Raw genomic sequence first — 16,431 nt, 5'->3', positions numbered from 1 at the left:
ACCGAGCCGGCAACCGAACGTGCGGCGGCCCGCGCAGCGGCGAGACCCGACTGGGCGGCGCCGACGCCACGCTGCGCGACGGCAGCTCCGGCATCGGCCACCGCGTGGCCGGCCTCGGCCACGGCGGCGCGCGTCGCACCGGCCGCATCAGCACGCTCCGCGCCCGCAGGAGCATCACCACTCACCGGCTGCGGAGCCGCGGCAACGGATCCGACGCCGGTCATGGAGGCCCGACGCTCGAGCCGGTCCAGTCGCGCGAGAACGCCGTCGGAGGTGTCGTCTGCACCCGGAAGCAGCACGCGTGCGCAGATCAGCTCGAGGAGCAGACGCGGCGCGGTGGCGCCCCGCATCTCGGTCAGGCCCTTGGCGACCAGGTCCGCCGCGCGCGACAGCTCGATCGCTCCGAAGCGCTGGGCCTGTGCCTGCAGCCGCTCACCGGCATCCTCGGCGACATCGATCAGACCGGTCGCCAGCGACTCGGGGACGGCGGCCACGATGACCAGGTCGCGCAGGCGACGCAGCAGGTCCTCGGTGAAGCGGCGCGGGTCCTGGCCGGTCTCGATGACCTTGTCGACCACGCCGAAGACACCGGCACCGTCACGGGCCGCGAAGGCGTCGACGACCTCGTCGAGCAGCGAGTCGGGCGTGTAGCCCAGCAGGCCTGCGGCGAGGTCGTAGGTCACGCCCTCTGCACCGGCGCCGCCGAGCAGCTGGTCGAGCACGGAGAGGGTGTCGCGGGCCGAGCCACCGCCGGCACGGACGACGAGGGGCAGGGCTGCTTGCTCGATCGCGACGCCCTCGGCCTCGCAGAGCTGGCCGAGGTAACCCGTGAGGAGCTTGGGCGGGATCAGCCGGAACGGGTAGTGGTGCGTCCGTGAGCGGATGGTCGGGAGGACCTTCTCCGGCTCGGTCGTCGCGAAGACGAAACGCAGGTGCGGCGGGGGCTCCTCGACGAGCTTGAGCAGGGCGTTGAAGCCCTGCGTCGTGACCATGTGGGCCTCGTCGATGATGTAGATCTTGTAGCGGCTCCGGACCGGGGCGAAGAACGCCTTCTCCCGCAGGTCACGCGCGTCGTCGACACCACCGTGCGAGGCAGCGTCGATCTCGATCACGTCGATCGAGCCCGGGCCTCCGCGCGCGAGGTCACGGCACGAGTCGCACTCCCCGCACGGGTCGGCGATCGGCGCCTTCTCACAGTTGAGGGCGCGCGCCAGGATCCGCGCGGACGTCGTCTTGCCACAGCCACGCGGGCCGGAGAAGAGATAGGCGTGGTTGACGCGGTTGTTGGCGAGGGCAGCACGCAGCGGCTCGGTGACGTGGTCCTGGCCGATGACCTCGGCGAACGTCTCGGGCCGGTAGCGCCGGTAGAGCGCGAGGGGTGCTTCCACGTCCTGAACCCTAGTTGCCACCACTGACACGCACCATGACGGGCCGCCCGCCGGTCACGGCTTCAACGGGATGAACCAGCGACCCAGCCGCCCGCCCTGCCCCGGGCAGGTGACATCGCGGTCGCGCCCGTCCTCGACCCACTGGGCGAGGACGCCCGGCCCTCCGCCGTACGACCAGGAGGGGGCGCAGCGCGCCAGAGCCGTGGCCATCGACGTCTCCCCGGCCGCGCGCCACTCCGGCACGCCACCGGTCGTGTGGGCACCGACGACGCGCTTCCACAGCGAGCCGACCGAGTAGTAACCGACCTCGAGGCCCGCGTCGCGGTAGCCCCGGGCCGTGCCCTCGACCACGGCGGCGTTGTCCGCGGTGCTGCTGCTCCAGTCGAAGTCCGGCACGGGCTCGACGTCGACCCAGACGGCGGGGCTGTCCAGGCCGGCCGCGCGCATCGTCTTCACCGAGTACGCCGCGGCGGCGTAGCCGGCGTTGTGCAGCGCCCCGAGGTGCGTGCCACCGTCGTACGGACCGGCGTCCTTGACCTGCGCGAGCGTGGTCGGAGACGGCCACGACACCACCGCGTACGCCGACGCGAGGAGGCTGCGCGAACGGGCCCACGCGACCTGGTCGGCCAGGCACGGGTTCGGGGTGAAGCTCGGCCCGTTGGTCAGCCCGAGGACGACGAACTCCGCGTCGTCAGTCGGCATGGGCGAGCCCTTGGACTGCTTCTGCGGGATGCCCATCCCCTTCGGGCACTGGGGCCAGCTCGCGTCGGCGCCGAGGACCCGACGGTCCGGGCCATCGGGCACGGTCGAGCCCGACCGGGCGTTGACCGAGGCGATCACGTCGTCGAGGTTGGCCGGCACCGAGATGTCGGGCAGCGCGGGAGTCGCCGCGGACGCCGGGTGCGCGGGTGTGGCAGACGTCGCCGGCGAGGCAGGCGGCGCTCCCCCGCAACCGCCCAGCAGCGCAGCCGAGACGGCGAGCAGGACGGCGGACAACGCGAGGCGGGACGGCACGTGACGAGCCTAGGTGGCCCCACCGACGTACGCCCGGTGGTCGTTGACAACGACCTGCTTCATCGTCGCCACCGCGTCGGCGAAGCGGGAGCGGTCCATCGCCTTCGCCTCCGCTCGCGCCTTCTTCTGCGCCGCACGATCCACACCGTGCACGTCGACCGTGGCCGCCGCCATCGACCCGAGCAGCTGGCCGCCGTCCTTGCGGCGAAGCCCGGGGAGGTCGATCCGGGCCAGGTCGGGGGCCAGGTCGCGCACCTGCCACCCGGCCACACGGATCGCGTCGGGCGAGGAGTCCAGCTGCTGCGTCACCGCGCCGAACAACGAGGCATCCGGCCGCGGCATCCTGCCGACCTGCGTCGCGGCCCAGACCGCCGTGCCCGGTCCCATCTCCTTGGCCTCGCGCGCATGCCACGTGCCGTCGGCGGCTCGGCCGACGCCGACGATGCGACGGTGACCGAGCGAGCCGGTGCCGGCCGCGTGCACGTGCCAGGTCGGCTGCCAGCCTGCCGGCGCGGTGGCGGCAGAACCCGTCGCCACCGCCTCCGGTACGACGGCGGGCGCGCCTTTCAGGAGCTTGCCGTAGAAGTGCTCGGCGTCCACCGGATCCGGGAGGAGGGCACGGAGGTGCTTCGCCCCGGCGCTGCTCACGTCGAGGCCCGCGGTCGGTCGCGCGGCGACGTAGCCGTCGAGAAGGAGGTCGCACACGTCGTCGTCCGCGACCTTCACGTGCGGAGCGACCTGGGCGGAGACCGCGAGCCGTAAGAGGTCGAGGAGCCAGGGGCCGCAGGCCAGCTCGTCGAGGTCGTTGACGCCCCAGCGCGTGGTGGCGTGGCCGTCGCGCCAGGTGCCGAAGTTCTCGACGTGGAGGTCACCGACGAGGGGCAGCCGCGTCGTCTCCAGCACCCAGGGCACCTGCTCGGCGACGCGCACCAGCCAGAGGTAGTAGGTGCCGCGGAGGAAGCGGAGCCGGTCCGCTGCCAGCTGCGCATGCTTGGTCGTGATGTCGGCGGCCACGACGGGGATCTGGTCGGCAAGCCACGCGTCGTACGCCGAGGTGAGGGCGCGGGCGCTCTGCGGCGTACGACGGGGCTTGCTGTGATCCGGCGTCATGCGACCGGTGCCCCTGCCGGCTCGTGCGGCGCGGTGGCCACGAGGCCGGCGCGTGCCGCCAGGGCGCCTCCGGCCACCGCCACCGCGATCGTCACGAGCGCCCCGAGCATCAACGCGGCCGCCTCTCCCGGCCGGAGCACCCCGAGCTGGGTGCCGACCGTCGCCGCCGCCACGGGTACGCCGAGCTGCGCGGCCGCGAGCAGCGCCAGCGAGACCGGCTGCCGCAGCGCCAGAGCGACCAGGTGGGCGAGCACGGCGCCCGCCCCCAGCATCAGGCCGAGCACCACCATGTCGGGGTGGTCGCCGAAGGCGCGGAGGTTCAGCGTCGCGCCGAGCCAGATGAAGAAGAGCGGACCGAAGAAGCCCTCCGTGAGCGCGAAGAGCTGCTTCGCAAGCCGGCGCGGCTCCCCGACCGCCGCGACGCCGAGGCCGAAGGCGAAGCCGGCCAGCATGATCGAGACGTGCATCTGGAGCGCGAGCGCCGCCAGCGCGAAGAGCAGGACGAGCTGGATCCGCAGCTCGGCCGCGAAGAGCCGCTCCTCCGACACGTCGTGCACGGCATCGCGGATGCCTCGGCGCTCGAGCCAGCGGAGGACCACGAAGAGGACGGCCGCGACCCCGATGACCGTCGCGGCGCCCAGAGCCGCCCGGCCCGCGTGCGCCGGGTCGATCACCAGCGGGAGCGCCACGATGCAGGCGGCGTCGGCGACCGCGACCTGCGGCAGCACTCCGATGACCGCCGGTCCGCCGAGGCCGAGCGAGTCGACGACCGGCAGGATCAGCGCGGCTGACGAGGACGCCATGAGGACGGCGTACAGCGGGGCGTGGTGGACCCCGGACACGTTCGCGACGCCCCAGCCGAGCCCGGCCGCAGCGAGGCCGACGAGCACGGCGCGGACGACGCCGGACCTCAGCGCCGGCCGCAGCGCGGGGTCGCGCACCGGCACGTGCGTGCCGGCCACGAACATCACCAGCGCGAAGCCGATGTCGGCCAGGAAGGTGAACGTCGGGTCCGACGGGTCGACGTACGCGAGACCGGTGCGGCCGATCGCAATGCCCGCGAGGAGCTCACCGAGGACGACCGGCAGATGCCACGAGCGTCGTACGGCGAGAAGGGGGCCGGCCAGGGCGACGAGCCCGATCACCGCGAGCTGCGTGAACGTCATGACCTGAACATACAAAGGCCCCCCGTGCACCCGACAGAGCTCACCTGCCCTTGCTGCCTTCCGGCCCTGGGGGATTCAGCGAGATGCCGCCGCACGGGGGGTTGTCCCGAAGTCTAGAGGGCGACCGCCGACGGCCCAACTCCGGGTGCATCCGCGGCAGCACTGCCACCGATGCACGAGCCGGACAACAAGAGAGGGTCATCCGTGGCATCGCTGCCACAGATGACCCTCATCTGGCGGATCTGGGGGGATTCGAACCCCCGAGGGCTATTAACCCAACACGGATTCCAGCCGTGCGCCATAGGCCACTAGGCGACAGATCCGTGGAGGAGGCTACCCGCCCGCGCACCCCGGGGAGAAATCGCGTGGGCACGCACCGCTGGTCCGGGCAGCACTCAGGCGTGCGGGGCCTCGCCGTAGATCATCCGCAGCACGACCTCGGTCAGCTCGTCGAGCGCCTTGTCGAGCTGTGCGCCGCTCGAGCGGGCCATCAGCCGGAAGCGGGCGGTGCGCAGGTCCGAGACCATGTCGGCGAGGACGGCCGCATCGACGCCGCCCGGAGCCAGACCGGCCTCGCGGTCGCGCTGGATCTTCGCGGTCAGTGCGTCGTCGTAGCGCGAGCGCGCCTTCTCGACCCACTCGACCAGAGGCTCGTAGCCCACCGGACCCATCGTGCAGGTGAGGATCTCGCGGTGCTCGTGCCACACGGCCGCCGTCTGGCGGTGGTGCTCACGCAGACCTGCCACATCGGGCCCGGTCGAGGAGAGCCAGGCGTGCGTCGCGCCGAACTCCTCCCACAGGCCGTCGAGCATCGCCGCGACGACGGCGTGCTTCGTCGGGAAGTAGAAGTAGAACGCCGTGCGGGTCACGCCCGCCGCCTTGGCGATGGCGTCGACCGTCAGGTCGTTGACGCTCCGGTCGCCCAGCAGCCCCCGCGCGGCCTCAAGGATCTGCGCCTCGCGCTGGTCGCCCTTCGTGGGGCCGCCACGACGACGCACGGGGGTCGTCGTCTCGGTCGTCATGCTCGCCAGTGTACGTCGGCGCGACGCACTGTCGACCGTGCTTGACGTCACGTCATCACTTTTCGACACTGCGTCAATTCTGTGTCACTCTCGATTCATGACCACTCACCTCGACACCGCCGTCGAGGCGCCCTCGGCCCAGACCGGCCCCGCGACGTACTCACGGCTCGTCCTCCCCGCCATGGCGGCGAACGTCTTCCTGCTCTCCCTCATCCAGACCGTCGTCATCCCGGCGCTGCCCCTCATCGGCCAGCAGCTGCACACGTCGGCCACCACCGTCGGCTGGGTCGCCACCGCGACGATGCTGACCGCGTCCGCGGTGACCCCCCTGTTCGGCCGCCTGGGTGATGTCTTCGGCAACCGCCGCGTCATCCTCGTCGCGCTCGGACTCACCCTCATCGGCTCGCTCATCGCCAGCCTCGGCGACTCGATCGGCGTCCTGATCGCCGGTCGCGCGCTGCAGGGAGCGAGCTTCGGCCTCTTCCCGCTCGCGATCTCGGTCCTCCGCCACGAGCTGCCGCCCGCGAAGATCGCCCACGGCATGTCCATCGCCGCCTCGGCGCTCGGCTTCGGCTCGGGCTTCGCCCTGGTCGCCACCGGCGTCCTCACCCAGAACGACGGCGACTACCACCGCATCTTCTGGCTGACCGTCGCCGCGACCGTCGCCATGATCGGCCTGAGCGCGAAGGCTCTCCCCCGCCGCGCCGGCCTCGGCGGCCGGGTCGACTACGTCGGCGCCGTCGTCCTCGGCGCGGGCCTCGTGTCGCTGCTGCTCCCGGTCTCCCAGGGTCACGAATGGGGCTGGAGCGCCGGCCGCACGATCGGTCTCTTCATCGCCTCGGCCGTCATCCTGCTCGGCTTCGGCCTGCTCCAGGCGCGCTCGAGCAGCCCGCTGATCAAGCTCTCGGTCCTCGCCCACCGCGACGTGCTCGCGACCAACCTCGCCTCGGCGTTCGTCGGCTTCGCGATGTTCAGCGTCTTCCTCGGCGCGACGTACTTCGTCCAGGCCCCCGAGGCGCTGACCGGCTACGGCTTCGGCGCGAGCATCCTGCGCACCAGCGTCGTCTACATGCTGCCGGGCACCCTGCTCGCGATCCCGCTGGGCCCGATCGCCGGCCGCTACGTCGTCCGCCACGGAGCGCGCCGCGTGCTGCTCGGCTCGACGCTCATCGGCATCGCCTCGATGACCTCGCTGTCACTCCTCCACGCGCACAGCCTCGAGTTCATCGTCGCCCTGGTCGCCGCCAACGCCGCCATCGCGGTGGCGTACGCCGCGATGCCCGCGCTGCTGGTCCAGCACGTCGCCCCGCAGGACACCGGCGTCGCCAACTCGGTGAACTCGATCATGCGCACCGTCGGCGGTGCGATCGGCTCGGCGGTCGTCATCTCGATCCTGGCCGGATCGGCGCAGGTCTTCCAGACCCCCGGCGGCCCGGTGGCGCTGCCCAGCGAGAGCGCCTACGTCACGGCGTTCGTGCTCGGCGGGATCGGCTTCGCGCTTGCCGCGCTGCTGGCGGCGTTCGGCCTCCGTCGCGACACGCACTGATCGACAACGCACACGAGCCCGGCAGGTCTGCTGACCTGCCGGGCTCGTCTGGCGTCTGCGCTCAGCCGGGGTGGCGAGCGATCCAGTCGCGGATCGGGCCAGCCACTGCCCCCGGGTTGTACGTCGGCGCCCAGTGGCCACCCGGCACCTCACGGATCTCGACGGTGCGGACCTCCGGATGCGGGTCGCCCTGCGTGACGGCCGGAACGAAGATGTCGCACAGCGGCGTCAGCACCTGCACGGGTACGTCGGTGCCACCGCGGCCATCGGGGCGGAGCAGGCGCGGGAACACGTTGGCGGCGTAGATCCGGATGGAGGGGGCGTTGCGGCGAGCGCTCGGCCCCGGTCGCGTCCCCTCGCCCTGCTCGGGCCGCTCGAAGACGTTGAGCGCCAGCCGGATCGTCGGGTCGAACACCCCGAGCCGGGCCAGCAGCGGCGCCAGCAGCGGAATCGAGAAGAGCCCCATGTAGAGCGGCGACTTCCACATCGCGGCGATCGCGCGGAAGCGGCGCGCCTTCGCCTGACGGGCGACCCACCCCGGGATGTGGTCGACGCAGCCTCCCGAGATCGAGGTGTAGCTGCGGACACCCCGGGCGCCCTCGCCCGTGACGAGGTGCCAGCCCTGCACCGAGCCCCAGTCGTGGCCGACCAGGTGCACACCGTCGCCGGTGTCGACGTGATCGATCACCGCCTGCAGATCAGCCGCGAGCTCATCCAGCCGGTAGTCGGCGATCCGCCGGGGGCGCGACGAGCTACCCGTGCCGCGGGTGTCGTAGGTGACGACGCGGTGATCGGCGGCCAGCCGGTCGACGACGCCGTCCCACGCGGAGTGGTCGTCAGGGAAGCCGTGGACGAGGACGACGGTCGGACCGTCCGGGTTGCCGCTGGCCTGGACGGCGAGCTCGATGCCGTCGGCGGTGGTGAGGCGTTCCATGTCAGGCCTTTCGTGCGGCAAGGGTCTCGGCGGAGAAGCGGGTGCGCCAGACCGGCTTCGTCCAGCGCGCGCGGCCGGCCATCCAGAGCAGGCCGAACCGGTAGGTCATCCCCCGCGGGACGCAGCGCCAGACGGCGACGTGCACGCCGACCCGGAGGCCGTCCAGGCGACGGGCAGGGAACCCGATCATGCGGCGTTCGTCGTCCGTCAGCCCGCCGATGATCGCGACCCGCAGGAAGTGCCGGATCGGCAGCGACAGCACCGCCCACAGCGGCAGCGGGAGCCAGCGGAAACCCCGCGGGCGGGGCAGGCCGCTCGGCGTGAGCAGCGCGAGCAGGCGCAGCACACCGACGTTGCGCGGGTCGGCGTCGCGGTCACGGTGCGTCGGCCACTCGGCCAGGAAGTCCTCGTACGTCGCAGGCATGCCGAGTACGCCGAAGCGGCGGCCCGCCTCGACCATGCCGAGGTAGGCGTCCTGACGGAACGACGCCGACGGCCAGCCGCGGAACTGCCCGTAGCCGTGCATGTAGCCGGCCACGATCGCGGCCCAGTTCCACGTCCAGATGTCGCGGGTCCACGCGTGGTACGTCGCACCGAGGGTGTCCTCACCCTTCATCGGGCGGTGCAGCTCACGCATGGCGTACGCGACGTGGTCGGCCTCGGTGCCGGCGTGCGCCACACCCGAGATCATCTCGACGGTGTCGCGGAGCCGGCAGGCGAAGTCGACGAGGTCCGCGTTCGGGTCGACGAACACCTTGTCGCTCGACGCCGTCGCGGCCGCCGTCGCCGGGTGCATCAGCGGCAACAGGAAGCCCGGCAGGGCGTACAGCGCGATCAACGGCTCGGCGAAGATCTGGTGACCCGGCGTGCCCGGCGCCAGCAGCTCGGGCCGACTCTCCGCGCGGACCGGCGCGAAGCCACCCGACTCAGCGGCATGGGGCACCACGGCATCCGGCATCACGGCGCATCCCCCTCAGCCAGCGCCCACACGGCGTCGGCGAACATCGTCGCCTTGATCCGGCCGAGCGTCTCCGGCGACTTGCCGGCCAGCGGGGCGACCAGGGCGGTCGCCGCGGCGCGCAGGTCGTCCTCGGCGGCGACACCATCGACGATCCCGGCGGCGAGGGCATCGGCAGCACCGAAGCGACGGCCGGTGGTCATCGTGTCCACGGCGGCGCGCGGCGTCAGCTTGCTCTGGATGAGCGCCGCCATGCCGGTCGTGAACGGGATCTGGATGTCCACCTCGGGCAGGCAGAAGAAGCCGCGGTCCTCGCGCATCACGCGCCAGTCAAAGGCCAGCGCCAGCATCGCGCCGGCACCGAAAGCGTGTCCGTTGACCGCCGCGACGGTCGGGACCGGCAGCGTCAGGACCCGGGCGAAGATCGCCTGCACCCGTGCCGTGTACGCCGGGAGCTGGTCGGCGTTGGCCATCACCCAGTCGAGGTCGAGGCCGTTGGAGAAGAACTTGCCGGAGCCGATCGCCACGAGTGGCGCCGGAGCAGCGACGACCGCGTCGAGCGCGGCCTCGACCTCGGACATCCACGCGGGGCCGAAACGGTTCTCGGAGTCGCCGAGGTCGAGGACGTGGACCCCGTCGATCAGGGTGAGCTGAGGCATGGAACTGGTCCTTCTTCCGGTCAGGCGCGCGGAGAGCGCAGGCTCTCGAGGCCGTTGTTGAACAGGTACTGGGCGACGTTGAGCGCAGCGTGACGGTCGGGCGCAGGCTCCTTGCCCGCCGCCATCCGCCACATCTGGACGCTGTAGTAGGTGAGCTCGGTGAGGTTGTCGAGCAGCCGGATGCCGCTGCGTCGCGGGTGCACGACGCTCGCGTCGGCGCGGCCAGCCAGCAGGTCGGCCGGGAAGTCCGGCTGGACCGCGAGCGGGCGACCGAGACCGATCAGGTCGATCGCACCCGAGGCGAGGGCGTCGACCATGCCGTCGGCGGTCCGGAAACCACCGGTGAGCATGAGCGGCAGCTCGGGACGCTCGGCGCGAACCCGTTCGGCGTACGCCAGGAAGTAGGCCTCGCGACGCCGGGTGCTCTCCTTGAGGGAGTCGTCGACGCCGAGCATCGCGGCCGAGGTGTAGGTGCCGCCGGAGATCTCGAGCAGGTCGATGCCCTCGGCGGCGAGCGCGTGCACGACCTCGAGCGACTCGTCCTCCGAGAAGCCGCCCTTCTGGAAGTCGGCCGAGTTGAGCTTGATGCCGACCGGCACGTCAGCACCGACCTCGGCACGGATCGCCCGGAAGACCTCGAGGACGAAGCGGCGGCGCTTCTCCGGCGTACCTCCCCAGTCGTCGGTGCGCTGGTTGGAGAGCGGCGAGAGGAACTGGCTCACCAGGTAGCCGTGGGCACCATGGATCTGTACGCCGTCGAAGCCGGCCTCGGTGACCACGGCAGCCGTCGTGGCGAAGCGCCGGATGATGTCCCTGATCTCGGCATCGCTCAGTGCCCGCGGCTGGGCGAACATCTTCGCCGTGCCGGGGATCGCGATGGCCGACGGCGCAACGGGCCGCGGGGTCAGCGTGCGCGGCGTCTGCCGACCGGGGTGGTTGATCTGCACCCAGACCTTCGAGCCACCGGACTTGGCGATCGTGGCCCAAGCCGCCAGGTCGTCGAGATGACGACGATCCTCGACGATGACGTTGCCGGGCTCCCCCACCGCGGTGCGATCGACCATCACGTTGCCGGTGATCGAGAGGCCGACACCGCTGTCCGCCCACCGGCGGTAGAGGTTCTTGATCCGGGTGCCGGGCGTGAAGTCGCGACGACCCAGTCCTTCGCTCAGGGCGGCCTTCGCGAGCCGGTTCGGGACGACGAATCCGTTCGGAAGGACGAGCGGCTCCGCCAGGAGCGCGCGTGACGGTGCCACGATGTCGGAGGTCATCGGCAGGTCCTCGGGGTAGACTGAATGGTCTACAGAGGAAAACATGTCTGAGACATCAGGTCTAGGTAACGTGCGACACAGAAGGGAGCAGCCATGGCACAGGGTCCACGCTCGCGCCTGATCAGCGCAGCCATCGAGCTGGTCCGCGAGAAGGGCGTCGAAGGCACCGGCCTCACCGAGCTCCTCGAGCGCGGCTGCACCGCGCGGCGTTCGCTCTACCAGCACTTCCCCGGCGGCAAGCACGAGCTCATCGAGGCCTCCACCTTGGCCGCTGGCCGCTTCATCGAGTCCGGCATCCGCGGCGCCGAGGGCGCAAGCGTCGCCGAGGGCATGGCCGCATTTTTCGACGGCTCGATCAGCAACGCCGCCGCGACCGGCTTCCGCCTGGGCTGCCCGGTCGGCGCGGCCGCCCTCGCCCCCGCCGACGCGGCGATCGTGATCGACGCTGCGGGCACGACGTTCGCCTCCTGGTCTGCCGCCCTCGCCGAGCACCTGGTCCGCGAGGGACATTCCCCCGAAGCGGCAGCCTCGCTCGCCGGGTTCGTCGTGAGCAGCTACGAAGGGGCACTCATGCACGCGCGGGCGACGCGCTCGACCGAGCCGCTGGAGCAGACGAAGCAGCACCTGCTCCCCCTTCTGACGGCGCCTGCCGCGCGCTGACCAGTGCCCCAGGTCACAGGGCAAAGACGCAGGTCACACCGCATTTGCTTGCTCTCGTAACCGCAGTGGAGGAGAGTTTCAGTGAACGGGTGATCACTGAGTTCACCTGCTGTTCACCACTCACAAAGGAGTGACCAATGAACGCTGCAAATCGCGCCCTCCGCACGCAGGGCACCCCCAGCCTCAACGCTGACGGCGCCCGTATCGCCTCGCGCCTCGGCACCTTCCCGCTCTTCCAGGACGCCGACCGTGGCGACCTGCTCACGATCGCTGCCTCGGGCGTCGAGCTCGACGCTCCGGCCGGCTGGTCGCTGATCTGGGCGAAGACGCCCGCCGACAAGGCGTACGTCATCCTCTCCGGCGAGGTCGACATCAAGCTGACCGACGGCAAGACCGTGCGCCTGGGCGCCGGCGACGTCGTCGGCGAGAAGGCGATCCTCGAGCACAAGCTGCGCTCGGCGACCGTCGTCGCGGCCACCCCGCTCGAGGTCCTGCACTTCACCGCGGACGCCGTCACCCAGCTGTACGCCGACGTCCCGGCCTTCCGCGCCGCGCTCGACGCGACGCTGGCCAAGCACGCCGCCTGACGCGCGAGGCTCCACCGCTCCACCCGTCGTCCCCGCCCCCACCGCTCCCCGAGAGCACCGGGCGCGGGGACGACGCATTTACTTCTTGCGCTTGCCGCCCTTGCCCTTGGCGCCATGCTTGCCGTGGGGCTTCTTCGTCGAGTGCACCGGTTGCTTCGTCGGCGGCGGGGTCGCCACGGCCGTGTGCGTCGGAGTCGGCGAGGCCTTCACCGTGACCGACGTCGACGGGCTGACGTGCGGCGCCACCGGCGCCGGATCGCCGCGCAGCGCGAGCCAGAGGACCAGCACGAGCAGCAGGGCAAGGGCGACGGCGGCGGCAATCAGCAGGCGTCGCGGCACCGTGGCGAGCGCCGCGAGGAGCGCCGAGCCCGCGGCGGCAGCCCCTGCCACACGGACGGCCGGCAGGACGCGCGTCGCCGCGAACGGCGCGGTCGCGTCCGGATCCGGCGGCAGGTCGGCACCGTCGAACGCCGCGAGCCGGGCGGCGACCTCGGCGGCAGCCGGACGGTCGGCCGGCGCGAGCGCGGTCATCGAAGCCAGCAGCGCCGCCCAGCCGGGCGGCACGCTCGACGGCACGACGGGCGGCGCCGCGAGCCGCGCATGCACCAGCTCGGTCGGCGTACCGCTGAAGGCGCGCTCGCCACTGAGGGCCTCGAGCAGGACCAGCCCGAGCGAGTAGACGTCGGTGGCGCTGGAGACCGGCTCCGCCGCGGCCTGCTCCGGAGCGAGCCACGCGGGCGATCCGACGGACTGACCGACGGCCGTGTGCCGGGTCGCGCCGTCGAGCACGTGGGCGATCCCGAAGTCGGCGAGGAGCACCCGCTGATCTCCGGCGAGCAGGATGTTGCCGGGCTTCACATCCCGGTGGACCACACCCGAGGCGTGCGCGTAGGCGAGCGACTCCGCGACCTGCTGGCCGACGGTGGCGACCTCGGCGGCGCGGAGCGGGCCCCGACCGAACCAGTGACCCAGGGTGGTGCCCTCCACGAGCTCCATCGCGATCCACGGATGCGCGTCCTCGAGCCCCGCGTCGAGCAGGGTGACGATCGACGGGTGACCCAGGCGGGCCAGCGTCCGCGCCTCACCGCTGAATCGCGCACGGTCCGGACCGGCATCCGCCTGGAGCCGCAGCACCTTCACCGCGACCGCGCGACCGAGCCGCTCGTCCACGGCCCGGTAGACGTCCGCCATCCCTCCGCGACCGATCAAGTCGCCGAGGCGATACCGCTCTCCGACCAGCGACCCCGATCCCACCGTCATGCTCCGGACCCTAAGCGCAGCGGAGCCCCGGACGCCAAAGGCGACCGGGGCTCCGTCGTACGTCGGGATCAGGCGGCAGCGCCGGTGCCCTTCGCGGCACGCGCGACGCTCTCGAGGATGACCCGGGCGACCAGCTCGGGGTTGTCGGACATCGGGACGTGGCCGACGCCCTTCATGATCGTGTGGAACGCCTCGGGCAGGCGCTGCTCCGCGACGCGGCCCTGGTAGGGCAGCAGGACCTTGTCGTGCTCCGCCCAGGCGATCGTCGCCGGGACCGGCAGCGGGCCCTCGAACCGGTACGCGCCCTGGAAGAGCTGCTTGACGGCCGGTCGCGCCTTCAGCATGTTGCGGAAGTCGCCGAGCGCGTGGTCCTCGGGGATGCGGCCCGGGTGCTGCACCAGCCACGAGAAGCCGAGCGCCTTGCCGAAGGTGTGCTTCATCAGGCGCGGCGCGACCGGCGCCAGCAGACCCGCAGCGGTGATCATCGTGCGGAAGAGGCCACGCACGTAGAGGAAGTCGAGGTCGTTCTTCCAGAAGCCCGCGGGCGACAGACAGGTGACCGAGCCGGCATTGCCGTTCATCGCACCCTGGAGCGCGATCAGGCCACCGAGGCTGTTGCCGACGACGTGCGGGCGGTCGATGCCGAGGTCGTCGTAGAGCTCGTCGAAGACCTCGGCGAGATAGGTCTTCACGTCCTTGCCCTGCGCGTCGTACGCCGGGGACTCACCGTGACCGGGCAGGTCGACCGTGATCACCTCGTGGCCGGCGGCGACCAGGAGCGGGACGATCGGGTCCCAACCCTGGCGGCGGTGGCCGATGCCGTGGATGAGGACGATGGGCGAACCAGCGCCGTGACGTTCGTGGGCGAGCATCGGACCAACCTTCGCGAGCAGGAACCGGTCGGCGATGACCGGCTCAAACGACGCTACTCGCGACATGACGTCACAGACAGTGGTTGACGCCACTCCGGGTGGGTGACGTGCGCCACGCTGCCCGGCGGTGAGCGCTCAGGGCGTGTCCTCGCCCTGCCACGTGACGCCTTCGCGGATCACCCGCGCCGGGGTGCCGGCGACGGCGGTGTGCGCAGGCACCTTCTGGTTGCGGACCAGGCTGCGCATGCCGACCACGGCACCCTCGCCGATCTCCACGTGACCGCTGACGATGGCGTCCCGCCCGAGCCACACGTGGCGACCGAGGCGGACGTGCGCGCCGTAGGCGTTGAGACGCGCTCCGGTCTCCAGGTCCTCGAGCCGGTGCATGTCGTCGGTGACGACGTAGGCGCCGGCAGCCCAGAGCTGGTCGGGCAGGGCCACGATCGATCCGCCGTTGCGGGCGTCGACGATCGCCTTGCCGGTGGCCACCACGTGCGAGTTGAGGACGAGGGTCGATCCGGCGCCGCAGTAGAGGTCGGCGGCCGTCATGAACGTGTGCGGCCCGACGAAGATCGTCGCCCCGTCTCCCCCGACCAGGACACTCGAGAAGAACTCCATGCCGGTCGCGCAGACGATCAATGCGTCACGGAAGGGGTACGTGGTCAGCACCTCGACCATCGCCTGCGGGATCGACATCCGGTCGGCCAGGTAGAGCGCGTTGCCGTAGTCGTGCCACCACGCGGGAAGGGGCGCAGTCACCTCCCGGAGCGGCACGTCGTCGAGCACCTCCGCGAGTACGCCGGACGCCAGCAGGCGGGCGCGATGCTCCGGCTGCAGTGCGTCTCCGCGAGTCGTCCAGGGCATGCGCGTCAGGATAGGGCCGTCAGGTGGCCGAGCCGTCGCACGCCGCCGACCAGAGGCCACTGCTGGGCGACGGCCCGTTCCAGAACGACCGATCGGCGTGGCGGACGAGGAGCCCGGCCCCGATCGTCACGACCAGGGCCACGACGAGGAGCGCGCCGGCCAGCCGGCTCCAGCCGACGGCCGCGGCGACGAGGACCATCAGGGCTGCCACGACCGCGATGACGCCGCCCGCCACGAGAACGCCGGCACCGTGGCGCAGCCCGAAGGTCGCCAGCGCATCCATCCGGTCGCCGCACAGGTTGCGACCCATCCGTTCGAACGGGCCCATGTTCGTGACCATCCCGTCACCCACCGGGAAGGAGAGTCGGTGCAGTCCGCGGACGAGCGTCACGGCGCCGGCAATCAGCAGCAGCTCCGCGACGACCACAGCGATGATCCAGCCGATCACCGCTCGAGCCGATGTGCCGCGCTCCGTCTTCGTCGCGCTCATCGCTCCGGATCCGCCATCCGGCGGGTCGACGCCTCGGCAGCGTCGACGATCAGCGCGACACAGTGGGCCACGAGGGCATCACGGCTGACCTGCAGGGCCCCGGCGAGGAACTGCGTGAAGAGCGAGGTCAGCGCGCCGACGAGCCCGATCGAGAGCAGCTGGCGCGATTCCGCACCGACCGACTCGGGGATCGCGGCCGCGACGACAGCGAAGAACTCCGGCATGTGGCCGAGGCCGGCTTCGGCCAGCGCGGACTCGCGATAGGGAGCGAGCAGCAGCACCCGGCCCATGTCGGGACGGTCGATCATCAGGCCGACGAACGCCTCGACCGAGCTGGTGGCCAGGGCACGGAAGTCGCCGCCGGCCGAGGACGCCTCGACCAGCGCCGCAGCTGCCTGGGCACAGACGTCGTCGTAGACGGCACGCACGTACGCGTCGCGGGTGCCGAAGATGTCGTAGAAGTAGCGCTCGGTGACACCCGTGGGGCGGCAGGCCGCGCGCACGTTGACCGCGCCGGCCTCCTCGGCGCCGAGCAGCGCGACGCCGGCGTCGAGCAGCAGCCGACGGCGTACGGCGTTGCGCTCGCCGTTGCGATCAGCGGCAGACTCGGGAGTGGAGGACACCAGTGAA

At 71.8% G+C, this 16,431-nt stretch carries 17 protein-coding genes, 1 tRNA gene and 1 other RNA gene; 3 read left to right on the top strand and 16 right to left on the bottom strand.

The features are described 5' to 3' along the window. From EPD65_RS07020 to EPD65_RS06990, 7 genes are all read right to left on the bottom strand, one after another. A partial coding sequence (locus EPD65_RS07020) for a DNA polymerase III subunit gamma and tau (RefSeq protein WP_131582568.1) occupies nt 1–1,388 on the bottom strand: 1,388 nt, incomplete at its 3' end. A 54-nt stretch (nt 1,389–1,442) separates the two neighbouring features. Beyond that, nucleotides 1,443–2,402 (bottom strand): glycoside hydrolase family 25 domain-containing protein, encoded by a 960-nt coding sequence (locus EPD65_RS07015; protein ID WP_131582566.1) that lies wholly within the window; start codon nt 2,400–2,402, stop codon nt 1,443–1,445. A 9-nt stretch (nt 2,403–2,411) separates the two neighbouring features. After that, the gene (locus EPD65_RS07010) at nt 2,412–3,512 is read right to left on the bottom strand and encodes a DUF2252 family protein (RefSeq protein ID WP_131582564.1); all 1,101 of its coding nucleotides are present in this window, start codon (nt 3,510–3,512) and stop codon (nt 2,412–2,414) included. Beyond that, entirely contained in the window at nt 3,509–4,678 is a 1,170-nt protein-coding gene (locus tag EPD65_RS07005; RefSeq protein ID WP_131582562.1) for a cation:proton antiporter, read from the bottom strand. The genes EPD65_RS07010 and EPD65_RS07005 overlap by 4 nt, the downstream gene beginning before the upstream one ends. 13 nt (nt 4,679–4,691) lie before the next feature. Beyond that, an RNA gene (gene ffs / locus EPD65_RS07000) (signal recognition particle sRNA small type) lies at nt 4,692–4,781 on the bottom strand. A gap of 131 nt (nt 4,782–4,912) precedes the next feature. Beyond that, a tRNA-Ser gene (locus tag EPD65_RS06995) sits at nt 4,913–5,001 on the bottom strand. A 72-nt stretch (nt 5,002–5,073) separates the two neighbouring features. Then, a complete protein-coding gene (locus EPD65_RS06990) occupies nt 5,074–5,700 on the bottom strand; it encodes a TetR/AcrR family transcriptional regulator (protein WP_131582560.1) in 627 nt (208 codons plus the stop codon). A gap of 97 nt (nt 5,701–5,797) precedes the next feature. Here EPD65_RS06990 and EPD65_RS06985 point away from each other — a divergent pair, with 97 nt between their 5' ends. Continuing rightward, nucleotides 5,798–7,246 (top strand): MFS transporter, encoded by a 1,449-nt coding sequence (locus tag EPD65_RS06985; RefSeq protein WP_131582558.1) that lies wholly within the window; start codon nt 5,798–5,800, stop codon nt 7,244–7,246. Nucleotides 7,247–7,307: 61 nt separating this feature from the next. On the opposite strand, the gene EPD65_RS06980 is transcribed toward EPD65_RS06985, so the two are convergent. The 4 genes from EPD65_RS06980 to EPD65_RS06965 are packed head-to-tail and all read right to left on the bottom strand — an operon-like array spanning nt 7,308 to nt 11,068. Next, nucleotides 7,308–8,180: an alpha/beta fold hydrolase gene (locus EPD65_RS06980; RefSeq protein ID WP_131582556.1), complete on the bottom strand. Its 873-nt coding sequence runs from the start codon at nt 8,178–8,180 to the stop codon at nt 7,308–7,310. 1 nt (nt 8,181) lies between these two features. Next, nucleotides 8,182–9,123, bottom strand: a complete 942-nt coding sequence (locus tag EPD65_RS06975; RefSeq protein ID WP_165872921.1) for an oxygenase MpaB family protein — start codon at nt 9,121–9,123, stop codon at nt 8,182–8,184. A 14-nt stretch (nt 9,124–9,137) separates the two neighbouring features. After that, nucleotides 9,138–9,797: an enoyl-CoA hydratase-related protein gene (locus EPD65_RS06970; RefSeq protein WP_131582552.1), complete on the bottom strand. Its 660-nt coding sequence runs from the start codon at nt 9,795–9,797 to the stop codon at nt 9,138–9,140. 20 nt (nt 9,798–9,817) lie between these two features. Next, a complete protein-coding gene (locus EPD65_RS06965) occupies nt 9,818–11,068 on the bottom strand; it encodes an NADH:flavin oxidoreductase/NADH oxidase family protein (RefSeq protein WP_131582550.1) in 1,251 nt (416 codons plus the stop codon). 93 nt (nt 11,069–11,161) lie between these two features. On the opposite strand from EPD65_RS06965, the gene EPD65_RS06960 reads away from it, so the two are divergent. After that, nucleotides 11,162–11,728, top strand: a complete 567-nt coding sequence (locus EPD65_RS06960; protein WP_131582548.1) for a TetR/AcrR family transcriptional regulator — start codon at nt 11,162–11,164, stop codon at nt 11,726–11,728. Nucleotides 11,729–11,865: 137 nt separating this feature from the next. After that, nucleotides 11,866–12,315 carry a cyclic nucleotide-binding domain-containing protein gene (locus EPD65_RS06955; protein ID WP_131582546.1) on the top strand — a complete coding sequence of 150 codons (450 nt, stop codon included), beginning with the start codon at nt 11,866–11,868 and terminating at the stop codon, nt 12,313–12,315. Between the two features lie 78 nt (nt 12,316–12,393). Here the strand turns inward: EPD65_RS06955 and EPD65_RS06950 are convergent, their stop codons facing one another. From EPD65_RS06950 to EPD65_RS06930, 5 genes are all read right to left on the bottom strand, one after another. After that, nucleotides 12,394–13,575, bottom strand: a complete 1,182-nt coding sequence (locus EPD65_RS06950) for a serine/threonine-protein kinase (RefSeq protein WP_131582544.1) — start codon at nt 13,573–13,575, stop codon at nt 12,394–12,396. A gap of 68 nt (nt 13,576–13,643) precedes the next feature. Continuing rightward, a complete protein-coding gene (locus tag EPD65_RS06945) occupies nt 13,644–14,513 on the bottom strand; it encodes an alpha/beta fold hydrolase (RefSeq protein WP_131582543.1) in 870 nt (289 codons plus the stop codon). A 69-nt stretch (nt 14,514–14,582) separates the two neighbouring features. Beyond that, nucleotides 14,583–15,311 carry an acyltransferase gene (locus EPD65_RS06940; RefSeq protein WP_131582541.1) on the bottom strand — a complete coding sequence of 243 codons (729 nt, stop codon included), beginning with the start codon at nt 15,309–15,311 and terminating at the stop codon, nt 14,583–14,585. Between the two features lie 19 nt (nt 15,312–15,330). After that, nucleotides 15,331–15,801: a hypothetical protein gene (locus tag EPD65_RS06935; protein WP_131582539.1), complete on the bottom strand. Its 471-nt coding sequence runs from the start codon at nt 15,799–15,801 to the stop codon at nt 15,331–15,333. Then, nucleotides 15,798–16,424 (bottom strand): TetR/AcrR family transcriptional regulator, encoded by a 627-nt coding sequence (locus tag EPD65_RS06930; protein ID WP_131582537.1) that lies wholly within the window; start codon nt 16,422–16,424, stop codon nt 15,798–15,800. The genes EPD65_RS06935 and EPD65_RS06930 overlap by 4 nt, the downstream gene beginning before the upstream one ends. Between the last annotated feature and the right edge of the window lie 7 nt (nt 16,425–16,431).

Origin of the sequence: Nocardioides jejuensis, assembly GCF_004337475.1 — a bacterium.
Lineage (GTDB): Bacteria > Actinomycetota > Actinomycetes > Propionibacteriales > Nocardioidaceae > Nocardioides > Nocardioides jejuensis.
This window is presented reverse-complemented; position numbering and strand designations above follow the sequence as displayed.

Bases quoted from the DNA above. Each gene is read 5' to 3' on its own strand.
- EPD65_RS06945 (WP_131582543.1), bottom strand. From the start codon at position 14,513: ATGTCGCGAGTAGCGTCGTTTGAGCCGGTCATCGCCGACCGGTTCCTG.
- EPD65_RS06990 (WP_131582560.1), bottom strand. From the start codon at position 5,700: ATGACGACCGAGACGACGACCCCCGTGCGTCGTCGTGGCGGCCCCACG.
- EPD65_RS06970 (WP_131582552.1), bottom strand. From the start codon at position 9,797: ATGCCTCAGCTCACCCTGATCGACGGGGTCCACGTCCTCGACCTCGGC.
- EPD65_RS06955 (WP_131582546.1), top strand. From the start codon at position 11,866: ATGAACGCTGCAAATCGCGCCCTCCGCACGCAGGGCACCCCCAGCCTC.
- EPD65_RS06950 (WP_131582544.1), bottom strand. From the start codon at position 13,575: ATGACGGTGGGATCGGGGTCGCTGGTCGGAGAGCGGTATCGCCTCGGC.
- EPD65_RS06980 (WP_131582556.1), bottom strand. From the start codon at position 8,180: ATGGAACGCCTCACCACCGCCGACGGCATCGAGCTCGCCGTCCAGGCC.
- EPD65_RS06935 (WP_131582539.1), bottom strand. From the start codon at position 15,801: ATGAGCGCGACGAAGACGGAGCGCGGCACATCGGCTCGAGCGGTGATC.
- EPD65_RS07010 (WP_131582564.1), bottom strand. From the start codon at position 3,512: ATGACGCCGGATCACAGCAAGCCCCGTCGTACGCCGCAGAGCGCCCGC.
- EPD65_RS06960 (WP_131582548.1), top strand. From the start codon at position 11,162: ATGGCACAGGGTCCACGCTCGCGCCTGATCAGCGCAGCCATCGAGCTG.
- EPD65_RS06940 (WP_131582541.1), bottom strand. From the start codon at position 15,311: ATGCCCTGGACGACTCGCGGAGACGCACTGCAGCCGGAGCATCGCGCC.
- EPD65_RS07005 (WP_131582562.1), bottom strand. From the start codon at position 4,678: ATGACGTTCACGCAGCTCGCGGTGATCGGGCTCGTCGCCCTGGCCGGC.
- EPD65_RS06985 (WP_131582558.1), top strand. From the start codon at position 5,798: ATGACCACTCACCTCGACACCGCCGTCGAGGCGCCCTCGGCCCAGACC.
- EPD65_RS06965 (WP_131582550.1), bottom strand. From the start codon at position 11,068: ATGACCTCCGACATCGTGGCACCGTCACGCGCGCTCCTGGCGGAGCCG.